We start from the raw sequence: 16,698 nt of genomic DNA, 5'->3' as shown, positions 1-16,698 counted from the left end.
GGACGTGTCGCGGGTGGAGGCGTCCTTCTCCTAGCGTGCCGTTCTGCCTGGCCGCAGGATGCCCGCAGACCCCATGGCGTGATCGGTGCGCCGGATGGGCGGGGTCATTCCCGCCGCCACTCCCCGAGCGCCTGTTCCAGGTCCGCGATGAGATCGACCGGATCTTCCAGCCCGATGGCGAGTCGCACGCCGTGTCGATCCTCCGGACGCAAGGCCGAAGGAGGCCAGGGCATGACGCTGCGATGGCGGGAGGGTTCGATTGGGATGGCCAGGCTTTCGAACCCACCCCACGAGTACCCGATACCGAACAGCTTTAGTGCATCGATGAAGCGATTGCGCGCAGCGGCGTCGCCGCCCCGGAAGACGAAGCTGAAGAGGCCGCAACCCCCGGTGAAATCGCGTTTCCAGATATCATGGCCGGGCGCGCCTGGCAGCATCGGGCACAGCACCTGCGCGACTTCGGGACGAGTGCTGAGCCAGCGGGCCACAGCAAGGGCGCTCTGCGTTTCCTGTGCCAGGCGAAGGTGAAGCGTGCGCAGGCCCCGCAGTGCCAGCGCGGCATCGTCCGGAGAGACGATGTTGCCGAGCTGCTGCGCCCGTTCCCGCAGCTTCGCGTGGAGTTCCGGTCCGGCGCTGGCGCTGCCCATCATGAGGTCCGAGTGCCCGCCGACATGCTTGGTGAGAGCCATCAGCACAATATCCACCCCGCGCTGCAGGCCGGCAAAGCCAAGCGGGCTCGCCCAGGTGTTGTCGAGGACCGAAATCGCTCCCTTTTCCCGCGCGATGCGGGCGAGAGCAGGAACGTCGGCCACTTCCATCGACAGGCTTCCGGGCGCCTCGATCAAGACGGCCCGGGTCCGCTCACAGAAAGCGGCTGCATAGCCATCGAGGTCGAGCGGGTCGAAGAAGCGTGTCTCGACCCCGAAGTCGGTCAGCAGGCCAGTGCCCATGCTGCGGCTGGGATCGTAGGCATTATCGGTGATGAGCAGGACATCACCCGGCCGCAGGAGCGTGAGCATGACCCCGGTTATGGCCGCAACTCCGGAAGGATAGAGGACTGTTCCTGCGGCGCCCGGCTCAAGCGTGGTCAGGGCATCGGCCAAAGCCCATTGCGTCGGGGCGCCGCGCCGGCCGTAAAAGAACCGCCCGTCTTCGTTGACACGCGGTCCTTGAGCGAGGGCGGCGGTGTTCTCGTACAGATGCGTACTCGCCCGCCACACCGGCGGGTTCACCACCGGGCCGGTCCACTCTGCCCGGCGGCCTGCGCCCACGATGACCGTCGCCTCCTGAAGAGGCGCGGAGGCGTTTTTCGTGCTCAAGGTCGTCTCCGTCAAAGGGAAAGACTGCTCCTTAAGCGATTTAGCGCTGGTAGGAAAACTTTGGCTCGTTCAAACTCCGGCCGGTTGGGGCTGGAGCCACGAGAGCGGATAGGCACGCGCGGCCTCGACTTCGCGAACGAGGAGACCGCGATGTTCCATCGGTCCCTTGTCCAGCCGGAGCGGTGCCAGCGCGTGGTCCCCCGGCAGACCTACGGTGAAGACCCGACGCACCGGCGCAACCTCGGCACTGTCGAAGACCAGACAGAGACGTAGCAGGGGCACGAACAGGGAGGCGTTGCCGCGCTGCAGGGGTCTGATCGCGCTGAGTGGCAACTGCACCTCGCCCTGGATCGTGGCGCTTTCCCCGGGCTGGAGGGTCTGGAACGCGCCAAGCTGCTGCTGTGCCTCGACCGGAGGCGCCAGTTGTTCCTCGGCGGTCATAGAGGCGTGCGCACCAATCATGTCACCAAGGAGAGCGCCCCCGGCCGTCGGAGCCGAAGCGGTCAGCGTCACGCGGTACTGCAGGGTCGCAAAGACGAGGGAGAGCCGCAGTCCGCGCACCTCGACCGCCACTTCCACGATCTCGCCGGTCGCTGTGTTCGCCGGAGGAGAAGCGGCCGGAGAGCTTCGCGGCGCAGGAGGCGTGCTGGCGGCAGGAGCGGGCACAGGCACAGGCGCAGACGCAGGGGGCGCGGCCGTTTGGGGCTCAGGCTGAGGGGCGGGGCGGGAACGCCTGCGAAGCATGAAAAACGCAAGTCCCACGATCGCCAGAGCCGCGAGGGAAACGATCCAGATCCAGGGCAGCTTACCATCCCCGGGATCGGCCGGCGCGGCTTCCACAGGTGAAACCTCCGGCGCCCCGGTCGGCGTGGCCGGCACAGGCGTCTGGACGGCCGGAGCAGGAGGTGAAATTGCTGCCGGAGAAGGGGGGGAAGCGGCCGGTGTCGGTTCGGGAGAGACTTCGGGTGCCTTTTCCTCTGCCGGGAGCGAGCCGGAAGGAGACGGCGCAGGTTGCGGGCGCCGGGTTGGCGTGGCGCTCGGCGCGGAGGTGGCGGCCGCTGTGGGACGCGGCGCGGTTGCCGAGGGGCGCGGCGCGGGCGGCGGTACGATCGTCGGGACGGGCGAGGGGACCGGCGTGCCGGTGGAACGGGGCCGGACGACGGGGTTCTGCGCATCGACCGGCCCCTGGGCACGGGGTGTGGGCGTGCCGGTCGGCTCGGGAAGGCTCCACGTTTCGCCGGATTGCGCCAATGCGCCCGCGCTCGGCACGGCAAGGAGCGCGCCAGCCATGGCCACGCAAACGGTTCTGGAAATGGTACCCCTCATGATCATCCTGGACTTCGCCGATTCCGGTGTGAATGGAGGGTTAATGCACTCTGCGGCTGCGGCAAGACGTGGGATGCATTCGTCCACCGCCGATGCTCTTGCGCTGCCTGCGCCTTGGCGGCATGGCAAAGGGATGACTGACGACTCCAAGACCACCCTTCCGCTTCACCTCGGGCATCAGAGCGGCCTTCCGGCCGCCCCCGAAGAGGCGGTGCTGGACTATGTTCCTAATCCTCGTGCGGGTACGCTTTACCTGGTGCGGTTTGCTGCACCCGAATTCACGTCACTGTGCCCGGTGACCGGACAGCCCGACTTTGCTCACTTGGTGATCGACTATGCTCCGGGCGAGACGATCGTCGAATCCAAGAGCCTGAAGCTCTTCCTAGGTTCGTTCCGCAACCATGGCGCGTTCCACGAGGACGTGACGGTCGGGATCGGGCAGCGTCTTTTCGACGAAATGAAGCCGCGCTGGCTGCGTATCGGCGGCTACTGGTATCCGCGTGGAGGAATCCCGATTGACGTGTTCTGGCAGTCGGGCCCGGTGCCTGAGGGCCTCTGGGCTCCGGATCAGGGAGTAGCGGGATATCGGGGCAGGGGCTGAGATCAGTATCCGGCGGAAGCGAACTGCACCCCGTTCAGCCGGGTAAGATCGATCGTTCCATCGCCGATTGATGCCAGTTGCCGGCTGGTCAGGCACTGCGCATAGACAGTCGGAGCCTCGGCTTTGCGTGCGGCCTCGCTATCCAGCGCCTGATCCAGTACGGCGTCGCAACGGCTCATGCTCTCATAGGTCTGGACCGGAGCGTCGAGGCGCTGACAGGCCGTCCCATCGTCTGAGCAGGCGAACAGGGCGAGTGCGAAAAGGCTGGCGCTCATGTGATGTCTCCTTCCGTATCAGGAACGGCCGGGGCGCCGGAAATATCCCGAAAAGATGAGAAAACCTGACTTCGGCCAAAGTCCGGATGGTGCCGCAAATGGCCGGAACTCGCGGCCCTCCGGTGCGTTTCACGCGCCTCATGGACCAGATTAAAGCCAAGCTCATCATCCGCCAGGCCACCGTGGGGGATGCGCCCGCCATCGCGCGTCTTTCCGCGAAAGTCTACGGCAAGCCAGACGCTTTCACCCGTGCCGAGATCCGGGGCCAGGTGATAAATTTCCCGGAAGGCCAGTTCGTCGCCGAGTACGAAGGCAAGATCGTCGGTCATTGCGCGACGATGGTCGTTACCGCGGACCTGGCGTTCAAGCCGCATACCTGGGAAGAGATCAGCAACGGCGGCTACGGCCGCCCTCCGGCGCCGGACGGCGATGTCCTCTACGGCTTTGAGGTCTGCGTGGACCCCGACTACCGCCGCCTGCGCATCGGCCAGCGCCTTTACCGCAAGCGGCGGGAGGTGTGCCAGAACCTGGAGCTCAAGGGCATTGCGTTCGCAGGTCGGATGCCGGGCTACGCTCGCCGCCGGCGCCAGTTCCCAAACCCGGCCGACTACGTGCAGGCCGTGGTCGAGAAGAAGGTGCGCGATCAGGTCATCAACTTCCAGATCAACGAAGGCTATGAGCCGCGCAGCATACTGCCGGACTACATACCGGCGGACCGTGAAAGCGGTGGCAATGCTGTTCTCATGTATTGGACGAACCCGCTGGCCCCCCAGGACACGGGCAAGGCCATCCAGGGGCTGAAGGAGCGGGTGCCCTCAAGCGTCCGTGTGGCCACGGTCCAGTTCATGATGCGCAAGATCGAGACGATTGACGAGTTCGAGGCGCAGGTGGAGTACTGGATCGACGTCGCGTCCGACTACGAGAGCGACTTCGTTGTCTTTCCCGAGTTGTTCACGCTCGAACTGCTGTCGATCGAGGAGCGCAAGCTCGAGCCCGTCGAGGCGATTGAGAAGATTGCGGAGTACACTGAGCGCTTCGTGACCTTCATGCAGCGCATGGCGGTGAGCTATAACATCAACATCGTCGGGGGTTCGCACCCGACCCGCATCGCGCTTGCATCCGGCGGCAGCGAGATCCGCAACGTAGCCTACACTTTCCTGCGCGACGGAGCGGTGCACGAAACGCAGAAGCTGCACCCGACACCTTCCGAACGGCGCTGGTGGAACATCAAGGGTGGCTATGGGGCGAACGTCATCCCGACCGACTGCGGGCCGATCGGCGTCATGATCTGCTACGACAGCGAATTCCCCGAACTTGCGCGCCACCTCGTCAACCAGGGCGCGCTGATGCTGTTCGTACCGTTCTGCACGGACGAGCGGCGCGGATACCTGCGCGTGCGGTACTGTTCACAGGCGCGGGCGGTCGAAAACCAGTGCTACGTCGTCACGTCGGGCGTGGTAGGCAACCTGCCGAACGTCGAAAACATGGACGTGCACTATGCCGAAAGCGCGATTCTGACGCCTTCCGACTTCCCCTTCGCGCGCGACGGGGTGGCGGCCGACACGGCCGCCAACACCGAGACGATCGCGATTTCAGATCTCAGCCTGGATGCCCTGCTGACCGCGCGGCAGGCCGGCGCGGTGCAGAACCTCAAGGACCGCCGGTTCGATCTGTACCGGGTGGAGTGGGCGCAGCACTGACCTCGGCTAGTGGCGCGACCGCGTCTTTGCCTCTATGCGCCGATCGTATCCAAAGGTACGTACAGGCATGATCAAAGACCCGCCCCCCGCCATTCCGCAAGGTGTCGCCAGCCAGCGCGTCGCCGACATTCTCGCCGAACGCATTCTCTCGGGCGATCTTGCCCCGGGCGCGCGCATCAAGCAGGACGAACTGGCCGAGGAACTCGCCACCAGCCGCATTCCCGTCCGTGATGCGCTGCGCATCCTGGAAGCGCGGGGGCTCGTCACGATGCGGGCCAATGCAGGCGCCCGCGTGACGAGCCTGACGCGGCGCGATCTCGAAGTCTCTTATGAAATCCGCGAAAGGATCGAGCCGCTGCTCCTGGCGGACAGCGTGCCGCACCTGACGGACGCGGATGTGGCGGATCTGCGCGATGTCATGGAGCGAAACGCACGCACGACCGACGTGGACGAAGCAATCGCCCTGGGACGCGAATTCCACTGGATCACCTACCGGCGACACTCGGTCCCCCTGCTGGCGCAGATCGTAGAGCGGGTCTGGGATACGACGCAGAGCTATCGGCGCGCGTACATGAAGCTGGCGATGGCGGCACCGCATTCCGAGGCCGGGCGGACGCACGACGTGGAGCACCAGCTCCTCTACGAAGCCGTCGCGAAGGGAGAGGTGGAGACGGCGCAGGCCGCGCTTGTCATGCATATTCGCCGTACGCGCTCTGGCTTGCTGCGGTATGGCCACCTTCTCAGCGACGGGGCGATGCCGATACCGCTCACGTGATTGGATACATGCGGAGTTGCGCGGGCCCTTGGGCCAAGGCTAGGAACGTCCCCTCTCCTGGCTGCGGGGTGGAGGCTCCTGTCGCATGATAACTCTCAACCAATCGCGTTCGATCGTCGCCGCTGCCCGCGCAGAGGGGCGTGAATTGCAGTTGAACCCGCTGACCGTGGCGGTGCTGGACGCCGGCGGCCATCTCGTCGCGCTGGAGCGGGAGGATGGAGCCGCCTTCGGCCGGCCGGAGATTGCCGCCGGGAAGGCGGCGGGGGCTCTTGCGATGGGGCTGCCCAGTCGCCGGTTGGGTGACATGGCGGCCGAGCGGCCCCAGTTTATGGCGGCGCTTTCGGCGGCATGGCAGGGCAGGCTGATCCCTGCGGCAGGCGGCGTGCTGATCCGTGACGCGGACGGCACCTTGCTGGGGGCCGTAGGCGTCAGCGGCGATCTTTCCGACAAGGATGAGGAGGTGGCCATGGCCGGCATCGCAGCGGCAGGTCTTGTGCCCGGCTGACGCCGTAACGTGCCTTGCTCCGGGGCGGTCAGAGGCGGTCGAGCACAGCCAGAAGGGCCGCCGCCCCGCGGCCTGTGGACCCCTCATAATTCCCGAAGGCGAAGGCCACCGCCTCGGCCTGGCGTGGGATGAGCGCGTCGTGGCTGGCAATGGCCTGATCGATGGTCGCCAAAACATCGTCGGCACCTGTGGCCACACCGCCGAGGTGCCATCCGGCATAGCGCGGGTCTGCGGCCCAGTGGACAGCATGCGCATTGAGGAAGACTGCGGGGCGAGGGCGGGACAGGAACTCGTACAACTGGCTCGACATGTCGCCAAGGTAGACGTCGGCCGTGTTCACGTAGGTCATGTCGAAGAGGCGCGGAGAGTCAATGTCGATGATGATGCGTCCCGGTATGGCCAGCGCGTTCCATGCTTCGCGGCCCGCCGCCCCGAGGTTCTCGAAGGCCCTTACATGCGGGGCAAAGACGAGGTTGTAGCGATCCTGTTCGCGGAACCGGGCAATGACATCGCGGGCGAGCGCAATGGAGGAGATCGAGGCGTCGAAGTGCGGGTTGTAGAACACGACCTTTCGATCGTTATCGAAAAGGCTGCCGTGCGCGGTGAGATGGCGGAGGTAGTCGAGCTTGATGTAACCCACCGCTGTCAACCGTTCCCGCTCCACACCCTGCCTGACGGCGCGCTCGATATCCTTCGCTCCCGGCACGAAGATGGCGTCGAACGCTTTCAGGCGGGATTCCGAAGCGGGGGTCCGGTCCCCGGCACCGTGGCGAAAATGGATTAGCGGACGCCGCCATCCGAACCAGCGCAGGTGCGCGGACGTCCGTTCGGGCGCGATGATCGCTCGGGCTTTTCTGGCGCGGCAGCGGATGGAGGCCAGCAGCGGCACTTTGGCCGCCGACCTGGCCCCCGCAAGCCGGGTAGCCAGGCGGCTGAGGCGGGTTGGACGCGTGATCTTTAGCCCTGGCGCGTCCAGCAACCTGCGCACTTCCTTGATCGCGGCAGTGGTGCTTTCGTCCGCGCAGATGCAGTGGACGGGGATTTGAGGGTAATGACGGCTTATTTCGGCGGCAACAGGTGCCAGGTGCAGGACCTGGTGTTCACCCCCGATGAACACAAAGACAAGTTCGTTTGCCGCCTGCGTCACCATGAACCGTTTGCGTCCGAGCGGATGCAGCGCTTACGCGCCAAGGTCGCTTGCAACCTGTCACGACCGCGCAGGCTTGGCAAGCGCGCGATCCGGAGCACGCCGGACGCGAGCAGACGGCATCTGCGTACCGGTCAGAGCGCTGCCATGTAGAGCTGGCGCCCGGGGACGGGCATCTCCGCCTTGTAGATCGTCCCCGAACTCGACTCCGTGAAGAACAGCCACCGGTTGTCGGGCCCGCCGTACGCCGCATTCGTGGTGTAGCGCCCTTCGGGCACGTCAATCCGCAGCATCGGCTCGCCGCGGTCCGAGAAGAGCCAGACGGCGCCGAAGCCGACATGGCAGACCACCAGGTTGTCGTCCACGTCGATTGCCAGCCCGTCCGGACCGGACCCTCCAGACATCTGGATATAGGTTCCAACTTTGGAGATAACCTCGCCTCCGTTCACGAGCGGGCAGCGCCAGATCGCGTTGGCTCGGGTCACTGCGAGATACAGGGCCGTTTCCGACGCATTCAGTACCAATCCGTTGGGGCTGGGAATGTTGTCCAGCATGAGCTCGAGGCGATCTGTTCCCGCGCGAACGCGAAACAGGCGGCCGTTGGGATTGTGCCAGCCGGACTGGCCCTGATCCGTGAACCAGATGTCCCCGTTGCTGGCGACTGTCACGTCGTTGCAGCCGAGGAAGGGTTCAAGCAGGTATCGCTCCATCCAGGGGTGGCTGGTTCCCGTGGCGGGATCGCAGACGACCATGCCCTTGTGATGGTCTGCGACGAGTAGTCGCCCGTCGGCCAGGAACTTCATCCCATTTGGCTGGCCGTCGTATTCGAAGCCGACCTCACAGACTCCATCGGGGCTGATCCTGAACAGCCGTCCCCAGGGAATGTCGGTGACCCAAAGGTTGCCTGCCGCATCGAAGACCGGTCCTTCGAGAAAGACCGGCGCGGCGGCCCCGTGAAGCTGCACCTGCGCCCACTGCGTGCTTTCTCCAAAGCGGCGGAACCTGTCGGGGATGCGGCAGAACACTTCGGCAGAGACAACTGGTGGGGCGGCGAACATCGTCCTCTCCTTTTATTGATCGCCCGGACGGCAAACCGCCGATCGGATACATGTTGTACGCCGAACCTGCTTATTACGCCTTGACCCGTGGGCATAGAGCTTTCACCAGAGGGACGGCGAAATCGCCTCTATGGTATACATGCGGGAAGGGGTGTGCGGTGGCCGTGCGGGAGCTTGTGTGTATCATCGATCCGATCCACCCGCATGGTGCGGAACGCATCGCCTCCATGCACGAGGTCATCGGTCCTGAGGATCCACAGGCTTCGGAGGCGAGTGTGATCGTCATCCGAACCAGCCCCCTGGGGCCGGAAAGGTTCGGGCGGATGACCCGTTTGAAAGCCATCGTCAAGCATGGTGCTGGTGTCGACAACATCGCCATTCCCGCCGCTACCGCGCAGGGCGTCATGGTCGCCAACACCCCGGGGGGCAACAACTCCACCGCAGTTGCTGAAGGTGCGGTGTCATTGATGCTCGGACTGCTGCGACGGACGCGCGACATGGACGCGCTCGTTCGCGAAAACCGATGGGATGAGCGCTGGGCCATCCGGCTGGGCGATCTCACGGGGGCGCGGGTAGGGCTGATCGGATACGGGCGCATCGCAAGAGCGGTCGCCACTATCTGCGGCAAGGGCTTCGGGTGTGACGTCACTGCATACGACCCGCTGGTCTCTCCCGCTGCCATGCGGGCGGAAGGTGTCGAGCCCGGGGGCCTCGCCGCGGTGCTCGCCTCGGACATCGTATCCATCCACGTGCCGCTGACAGAGACCACGCGCAATCTCATAGACACGGTCGAACTCGGTATGATGAAGCCTCACGCCGTGCTGGTGAACTGCTCGCGCGGGGGGATCGTGAATGAGGCTGCACTGGCGGAAGCGCTGCGGTCCGGCCAGATTGCGGCAGCCGGCATCGACGTCTTCGCGCAGGAACCGCCGGGACCGGACAACCCTCTCTACAGTCTGCCCAACTGCCTGCTCTCGCCGCACGTCGCAGGTGTGACGGAGGCTGGCATGAAAGGCATGGCGCTGCATGTGGCCGCCGTCATCGACACGATCAGTCGCGGGGAGATCCCCGACACTCTGCTCAATCCGGAGGTTCTGCCGTGACCCTGCCTGTCAAATCCGTGATCTACGCGAAGGTGAACCGCCCGGACCCGACACTTCTGGCGCGTGCAGCAAAGTTCGGCGTCGCGGATCTTCATGAGGGGCTGGGTGAGATCGCAGGCCGCATGTGTCTGATGAGCCCGGCTATGATGCCCATCGCACCGGGGCAGAAGATGTGCGGACCAGCGATCACCGCATGGAACTTCCCGGGCGACAATCTGGGCATCCATGCCGCGCTGTACACGGCGGAGGCTGGCGATGTGCTGGTGTTGACTAATGGCGGAGGGCATCAGGGGGCCTTATGGGGCGATGTGGCCTGCACCTTCGCGCAGAAAAGGGGGCTTTCCGGCACGGTCGTCCATGGTGCTACGCGCGACGTCGATGCCATCCGCGATCTGGGCTATCCCGTCTGGTCCACGGCAATCTCTCCCGAGCATCCCAAGAAGCGCGGTCCTGCCGCTGCGAACGTGCCGGTGGTGGTTGACGGCGTGCTGGTGGAGCCGGGCGACGTCATCGTAGGCGACTCCGATGGCGTTCTGGTCATCCCACAAGGGCTGCTGGACCTTGCCGTCACCCGGGCTGAGGTGCGAGCCGCCGCCGAAGTGGAATTCCGCCGCAGGATCGGGGACGGAGAGGTGCTTTTCGATATCCTCGGAATGCGCTCTCTCGTCGCCGACCTTGGCATCGAGATAAAGGACTGCACCTGGACGGACGACCGGCAAGTCTAGCCACACAGGTCATCCCTCAGACCCCGGGCGGTGCCGTGCGGAAATGCAATGTCGCGCTGCACAATCGCTATTGCTGCAGAGCAGTGCTGTGCTAGCCATGGCGTGAAGGGCGTTCCTGCAGACGGGAACGCTTCAACAACCGGCCCGCGCGTCGAGCCAGCGGCACTGCGGGGCCCGCGCGAAGGAGTGCTCCCGTGGCCAGCGATCCCGTGTCTCAAACCAGAAATGACGCTGCGGCACAACTGGGCAAGGACATACTCCGGGTCCTGCGTCGCCGGATCGGAAAGGACCAGAAGGCGGCCAAGCAGCACGACTGGTATGCGTCCGCCATCCTCGCCCTGCGCGACAAGATCATCGACGTGTGGATCGAATCCACCCAGCGGACGTACGAAAACGGCGGCAAGCGGGTCTACTATCTCTCGATGGAGTTCCTCATCGGGCGTCTGCTGCGCGATGCGCTGTCCAATCTCGGTGTGTCCGACGACATGGAGGCGGCGCTTGCGGCCTACGGCGTCGATCTTGCGGAACTGGAAGAGCTTGAGCCCGATGCCGCCCTCGGCAACGGGGGGCTGGGACGGCTTGCCGCGTGTTTCATGGAAAGCCTGGCGACGCTGGACATACCGGCTTACGGCTACGGCATCCGCTACGTGAATGGCATGTTCCGCCAGCGCATCGACGACGGCTGGCAGGTGGAGCTGCCGGAAACCTGGCTTGCGCACGGTAACCCTTGGGAGTTCGAACGCCTCGAAAGCACTTATCGCATCGGCTTCGGCGGCGAAGTCGTAATCGAGGGCGACGGCGTGATGTGGAATGCGGCCGAACAGGTGGACGCGACCGCGGTCGATACCCCGGTGGTGGGCTGGCGGGGCAAGCGCGTGAACACGCTTCGTCTCTGGACGGCAAATCCCATCGACCCGATCAGGCTGGACGCCTTCAACGCGGGCGATCACTTCGGGGCGTTGGCGGGCACCGTACGTGCGGAAAGTCTCGTTCGCGTGCTGTATCCCGCCGATTCCAGTCCGGCGGGGCAGGAACTGCGCCTGCGTCAGGAGTACTTCTTCACTGCCGCGTCCATACAGGACATCGTGCGCCGGCATGTCCAATATGAAGGGGATGTGCGGACTCTGCCGGAGAAGGCCGCAATCCAACTCAACGATACGCACCCGTCGGTTGCCGTGGCGGAACTGATGCGGGTTCTGGTCGATGTCGAGGGGCTCGAGTTCGATGAGGCGTGGGAGATCTGCAAGCAGACGATCTCCTACACCAACCACACGCTCCTGCCCGAAGCGCTGGAGACCTGGCCGCTGCCGCTGTTCGAACGCATGCTGCCGCGTCACATGCAGATCATCTACGCGATCAACAGCCGGGTCCTGCGCGAAGCACGGCGAGCCGGCTGCTCCGATGCCCAGATCGCCGCCATTTCTCTCATCGACGAAAGCGGCGAGCGGCGGGTGAGGATGGCGAACCTCGCCTTCGTGGGCGCGCACTCGGTGAACGGCGTGGCCGCGCTTCATACGGACCTCATGAAGGAGACGGTCTTTGCCGACCTCCACGCCCTGTACCCCCAGCGCATCAACAACAAGACCAATGGCGTCACCCCGCGGCGGTGGCTTCAGCAATGCAATCCGGGGCTGACCAAGGTCATAGTGGATGCGATCGGTCCAGCGTTCCTTGACGACGCGGAAGCTCTCTGCGCCCTGAACGCGTTGGCCGATGATCCCCTGCTCGGCGACCGCATCGCTGAGGTGAAGCGCTCCAACAAGGTGGCCCTGGCTGAACACATCCGCAAGACGATGGGCATACGGCTAAATCCCGATGCAATGTTCGACGTCCAGATCAAGCGTATTCACGAGTACAAGCGCCAGCTTTTGAACCTGATCGAAACCGTGGCCCTTTACGACCAGATCCGTAGCCATCCGGAACGGGACTGGGTCCCCCGGGTCAAGATTTTCGGAGGCAAGGCGGCCTCGAGTTACCACAACGCGAAACTCATCATCAAACTGGCGAACGACATCGCCCGCAGGGTCAACGCTGATCCGGCCGTCGGTGGGCTGCTCAAGGTGGTCTACGTGCCGAACTACAATGTGAGCCTGGCGGAGCGGATCATCCCGGCTGCAGACCTGTCCGAACAGATCTCCACCGCCGGGATGGAAGCGTCCGGCACGGGCAACATGAAGTTCGCTCTGAACGGAGCACTCACCATCGGCACCCTTGACGGTGCCAATGTCGAGATCAGGGACCGGGTGGGAGAGGACAACATCGTCATCTTCGGTCTCACGGCCGAGGAAGTGGCGGAGCGCCGGGCACAGGGCTACGATCCGCGCGCGGTCATCGAAGGCTCGCGCGAACTGGGCCAGGCGCTGTCCGCGATCGCCTCTGGCGTCTTCTCGCCGGACGATCCCCGTCGCTACGAAGGGCTGATCAGCGGCATCTACGACCACGACTGGTTCATGTGTGCCGCTGATTTCGACGCCTATGCCGCGGCCCAGCGCGATGTCGACGGCCGATGGGAAGATAAAGCAGGTTGGCGGGCCTCGGCGATACGGAACATTGCGAATGTCGGATGGTTTTCGTCCGACCGCACAATCTCCGAATACGCCAAGGAAATCTGGAAGGTCCTGTGAAGCCACCTGAAAGCGCACTCGAGTCCCTGCTTGAAGGTACCCATGCGGACCCTTTCTCGCTTCTTGGAACGCATCCGGGCCCTAAGGGTACTCTCGTCAGGGCGATCGTGCCGGGGGCGGAGGAGGTGGAGGCGTTCAGCCTCGATGGAGAGCGCCTGGGCGCGCTGACGAAGGTCGATGACCGCTTTCTGTTCGAAGCCTTCCTGCCAATCCCCTCGCAGCCCATCCGTTATCGGTGTACGGCGCGGGGCCACGACTGGCTGGTGACGGATCCCTACAGCTTCGGTCCGGTGCTTGGCCCGCTGGACGACTTGCTGATCGCCGAGGGCACGCACTACCGCCTTTACGACAAACTCGGGGCGCACCTGATCGAGCACGAAGGGGCGCAGGGCGTCCACTTCGCCGTCTGGGCTCCGAATGCCCGACTGGTGAGCGTCGTCGGCGATTTCAACGACTGGGACCCCCGGCGTCATGTGATGCGCCGGCGGGTGGACAACGGCATCTGGGAAATCTTCATCCCGGACATCGCCGACTATCGCGCCTACAAGTACCGGATCGTCGGTGATGACGGGTCCGTGCAGCCTCTGAAGGCAGACCCTTTCGCCTTCCGGGCGGAGATCCGGCCTGACACCGCCTCCGTCACTTCGGTCCCGGCCAAACTCGACTGGGGGGATGCGGCGCATCGGGAGCACTGGGCATCGGTTGATGCGCGCAAGGTTCCGGTCTCCATCTACGAAGTCCACGCGGGCTCCTGGAAACGGGATCGCTGGAACTGGTTTCTTGACTGGGATGCCCTTGCTGACGAACTGATCCCCTACGTCGTGGAGATGGGCTTCACGCACATAGAGTTCCTGCCGATCAGCGAGCACCCGTACGACCCGTCCTGGGGCTATCAGACGACCGGTCTCTATGCGCCCTCGGCACGGTTCGGTGAGCCGGCGGGCTTTGCACGCTTTGTGGACGGGGCTCACCGCGCGGGCATCGGCATCATCCTGGATTGGGTGCCTGCTCATTTCCCGACCGACCAGCATGGCCTTGTCCGCTTCGACGGCACCGCCCTTTACGAGCATGAGGACCCGCGGCTTGGCTTCCATCCCGACTGGAACACCCTGATCTACAATTTCGGGCGGCGGGAAGTGCAGAGTTTTCTCGTCAACAATGCGCTGTTCTGGGCCGAGCGGTACCACGTTGATGGGCTGCGCGTGGATGCCGTCGCATCGATGCTCTACCGGGATTACTCGCGCAAGGCGGGCGAGTGGATCCCCAACCAGGAGGGGGGGCGCGAGAACTGGGAAGCGGTGGAGTTCCTGCGGCAGACCAACCGCGCGCTCTACGGTCAGCACCCCGGTTTCATGACCATCGCCGAGGAATCGACCGCCTGGCCCGGCGTTACACAACCCGCTTACGAAGGCGACGGGAAGGGGCGTGAGACGGCGCTCGGCTTCGGCTTCAAGTGGAACATGGGTTTCATGCACGACACGCTGCGCTACATGGCGCGCGATTCCGTGCACCGGCGCTATCATCACGAAGACCTCACCTTCGGCCTGATGTATGCCTTCTCGGAAAACTACGTGCTGGCGCTCAGCCACGATGAGGTGGTCCACGGCAAGGGCTCGCTGATCAACAAGATGAGCGGGGACGAGTGGCAGAAATTCGCCAACCTGCGGGCCTACTATGCCTTCATGTGGGGCTATCCCGGCAAGAAGCTGCTGTTCATGGGGCAGGAGTTCGCACAGCTGCGGGAATGGAGCGAGGACCGGGCGCTCGACTGGGACCTGCTCTCGGTGCCGGCGCATGAAGGAATGCGCAATCTGGTGAAGGACCTGAACCGGGTCTACCGCACCCGGCCTGCGCTGCACGCTGGCGATTGCGACCCGCAGGGGTTCGAGTGGCTGGTGGTCGACGACAAATCCAACTCGGTTCTCGCATGGCTGCGCAAGGCGCCGGGCGAGAAGCCCGTGGCGGTGATCGCCAACATGACGCCCTCCATGCACGCCGGCTACGATGTTCCCCTGCCGCTCGATGGAAGGTGGAACGAGATACTGAACAGCGACTCAATCCATTATGGCGGCACAGGCAAGGGCAACCTTGGACGGGTAGAGGCGTTAGACGGCCGCGCGACCGTCACACTGCCGCCGCTTGCTACGATAATGCTGGAATACGCGGGATGACGCTAATCGTTGAAAGGCTTCCTCTTTCCCGTCGTTCCTGCTTTGATGAACAAGCGAGGGCACGCAGCGGCATCGAGCAGTTTAGAAACAACGGAGAGACATGAAATGAGACCAGCTTCCGGCTCGCCGCTCGCGCGCGATGCCATGGCCTATGTACTGGCCGGCGGTAGAGGCAGCCGCCTGAGGGAGCTGACCGACAATAGGGCCAAACCGGCGGTCTATTTCGGAGGCAAGGCCCGTATCATCGATTTCGCGCTTTCCAACGCGATCAACTCGGGCATTCGCCGCATCGGCGTGGCCACGCAGTACAAGGCCCATAGCCTGATCCGCCACATGCAGCGGGCCTGGAACTTCATGCGCCCCGAACGCAACGAGAGCTTCGATATCCTCCCGGCCAGCCAGCGCATTTCGGAATTGCTCTGGTACGAGGGCACGGCCGACGCGGTGTACCAGAACATCGACATCATCGAGGCTCACGCGCCCAAGTACATGGTCATCCTGGCCGGCGACCACGTCTACAAGATGGACTACGAGTTGATGCTCCAGCAGCACGTCAACTCGGGCGCCGACGTTACCGTCGGCTGCCTGGTCGTGCCGCGGATGGAAGCTGTGGCCTTCGGGGTCATGCATGTCGATGAGCAGGACCGCATCACCGCCTTCGTGGAGAAGCCGGCGGATCCTCCCGGCATTCCGGGGCAGGAGCACCTGGCACTGGCCTCCATGGGCATCTACGTGTTCAACACCGACTTCCTTTTCGAGCAGCTGCGCCGGGACGCCGCCGATCCCGACAGCAAGCGCGACTTCGGGGGGGACATCATCCCCTACATCGTGAAGCACGGGAAGGCGCAGGCGCACCGTTTCACCGACAGCTGCATCCGCGCGGCCGAGGAGATCGGCGAGTACTGGCGTGACGCAGGTACGCTGGATGCCTACTTCGAAGCCAACCTCGACCTGACCGACACCGTGCCGCAGCTCGACATGTACGATCGGGATTGGCCCATCTGGTCCGATGCCGTGGTGGCGGCCCCTGCCAAGTTTGTCCACGATGAGGAAGGACGTCGTGGTCATGCGATCTCCTCCCTCATCTCGAACGACTGCATCGTATCGGGAGCTCTGGCCCGCCGCTCATTGTTGATGACAGGCGTGAAGATGGGAAGCTTCTCCAGCGCGGAGGAGGCCGTCATACTGCCTTATTGCAACATTGGCCGGGGCGCACGTCTGAAGCGGGTCATCATCGACTCCGGCGTTCGCATTCCGGAGGGCCTCGTCGTCGGCGACGATCCGGAACTGGACGCCCGGCGCTTTCGTCGCACCGAAAATGGGGTGTGCCTGATCACCAAGCCCATGATCGACCGGCTGGAGCTGTGAC

14 protein-coding genes are annotated in these 16,698 nt (G+C 64.4%); 9 read left to right on the top strand and 5 right to left on the bottom strand.

Features of this window, described 5'->3' with window-relative positions; all coding sequences use genetic code 11:
* Positions 1 to 104 precede the first annotated feature (104 nt).
* Complete coding sequence (gene metC, locus QOL62_RS14915; RefSeq protein ID WP_283406847.1) at positions 105 to 1,319, bottom strand: cystathionine beta-lyase; 1,215 nt, start codon at positions 1,317 to 1,319, stop codon at positions 105 to 107.
* A gap of 69 nt (positions 1,320 to 1,388) precedes the next feature.
* Complete coding sequence (locus QOL62_RS14910; RefSeq protein ID WP_283406846.1) at positions 1,389 to 2,609, bottom strand: hypothetical protein; 1,221 nt, start codon at positions 2,607 to 2,609, stop codon at positions 1,389 to 1,391.
* Between the two features lie 169 nt (positions 2,610 to 2,778).
* Here QOL62_RS14910 and queF point away from each other — a divergent pair, with 169 nt between their 5' ends.
* Entirely contained in the window at positions 2,779 to 3,246 is a 468-nt protein-coding gene (gene queF / locus QOL62_RS14905) for a preQ(1) synthase (RefSeq protein WP_283406845.1), read from the top strand.
* Positions 3,247 to 3,248: 2 nt separating this feature from the next.
* Here queF and QOL62_RS14900 read toward each other — a convergent pair whose 3' ends face one another.
* A complete protein-coding gene (locus tag QOL62_RS14900) occupies positions 3,249 to 3,521 on the bottom strand; it encodes a hypothetical protein (RefSeq protein WP_103728794.1) in 273 nt (90 codons plus the stop codon).
* A gap of 140 nt (positions 3,522 to 3,661) precedes the next feature.
* Between QOL62_RS14900 and QOL62_RS14895 the strand changes: the two genes are divergently transcribed.
* From QOL62_RS14895 to QOL62_RS14885, 3 genes are all read left to right on the top strand, one after another.
* On the top strand, positions 3,662 to 5,221 hold the full coding sequence (locus QOL62_RS14895; RefSeq protein ID WP_103728812.1) for a carbon-nitrogen hydrolase family protein: 1,560 nt from the start codon (positions 3,662 to 3,664) through the stop codon (positions 5,219 to 5,221).
* A gap of 67 nt (positions 5,222 to 5,288) precedes the next feature.
* A complete protein-coding gene (locus tag QOL62_RS14890) occupies positions 5,289 to 5,996 on the top strand; it encodes a GntR family transcriptional regulator (RefSeq protein WP_283406844.1) in 708 nt (235 codons plus the stop codon).
* Between the two features lie 85 nt (positions 5,997 to 6,081).
* Positions 6,082 to 6,501, top strand: coding sequence for a GlcG/HbpS family heme-binding protein (locus QOL62_RS14885; protein ID WP_283406843.1), 420 nt, complete (start codon positions 6,082 to 6,084; stop codon positions 6,499 to 6,501).
* Between the two features lie 28 nt (positions 6,502 to 6,529).
* Here QOL62_RS14885 and QOL62_RS14880 read toward each other — a convergent pair whose 3' ends face one another.
* Together QOL62_RS14880 and QOL62_RS14875 are read right to left on the bottom strand one after the other, a co-directional pair.
* A complete protein-coding gene (locus QOL62_RS14880; RefSeq protein ID WP_283406842.1) occupies positions 6,530 to 7,648 on the bottom strand; it encodes a hypothetical protein in 1,119 nt (372 codons plus the stop codon).
* A gap of 134 nt (positions 7,649 to 7,782) precedes the next feature.
* Positions 7,783 to 8,706 carry an SMP-30/gluconolactonase/LRE family protein gene (locus QOL62_RS14875; RefSeq protein ID WP_283406841.1) on the bottom strand — a complete coding sequence of 308 codons (924 nt, stop codon included), beginning with the start codon at positions 8,704 to 8,706 and terminating at the stop codon, positions 7,783 to 7,785.
* A 176-nt stretch (positions 8,707 to 8,882) separates the two neighbouring features.
* Here QOL62_RS14875 and QOL62_RS14870 point away from each other — a divergent pair, with 176 nt between their 5' ends.
* The 5 genes from QOL62_RS14870 to glgC all read left to right on the top strand — a co-directional run bounded on the left by QOL62_RS14870 (position 8,883) and on the right by glgC (position 16,697).
* Positions 8,883 to 9,809 (top strand): hydroxyacid dehydrogenase, encoded by a 927-nt coding sequence (locus QOL62_RS14870; protein ID WP_283406840.1) that lies wholly within the window; start codon positions 8,883 to 8,885, stop codon positions 9,807 to 9,809.
* Positions 9,806 to 10,534, top strand: a complete 729-nt coding sequence (locus QOL62_RS14865) for an RraA family protein (protein WP_283406839.1) — start codon at positions 9,806 to 9,808, stop codon at positions 10,532 to 10,534. The genes QOL62_RS14870 and QOL62_RS14865 overlap by 4 nt, the downstream gene beginning before the upstream one ends.
* Positions 10,535 to 10,728: 194 nt before the next feature.
* Positions 10,729 to 13,158 (top strand): glycogen/starch/alpha-glucan phosphorylase, encoded by a 2,430-nt coding sequence (locus tag QOL62_RS14860; RefSeq protein ID WP_283406838.1) that lies wholly within the window; start codon positions 10,729 to 10,731, stop codon positions 13,156 to 13,158.
* Entirely contained in the window at positions 13,155 to 15,329 is a 2,175-nt protein-coding gene (gene glgB / locus QOL62_RS14855; protein WP_283406837.1) for a 1,4-alpha-glucan branching protein GlgB, read from the top strand. Before QOL62_RS14860 ends, glgB begins: the two co-directional genes overlap by 4 nt.
* Before the next feature lie 105 nt (positions 15,330 to 15,434).
* The gene (gene glgC, locus QOL62_RS14850; RefSeq protein WP_283406836.1) at positions 15,435 to 16,697 is read left to right on the top strand and encodes a glucose-1-phosphate adenylyltransferase; all 1,263 of its coding nucleotides are present in this window, start codon (positions 15,435 to 15,437) and stop codon (positions 16,695 to 16,697) included.
* The last annotated feature ends 1 nt before the right edge of the window (position 16,698 follow it).

The organism is Novosphingobium panipatense (genome assembly GCF_900182875.1).
GTDB lineage: Bacteria > Pseudomonadota > Alphaproteobacteria > Sphingomonadales > Sphingomonadaceae > Novosphingobium > Novosphingobium panipatense.
This window is presented reverse-complemented; position numbering and strand designations above follow the sequence as displayed.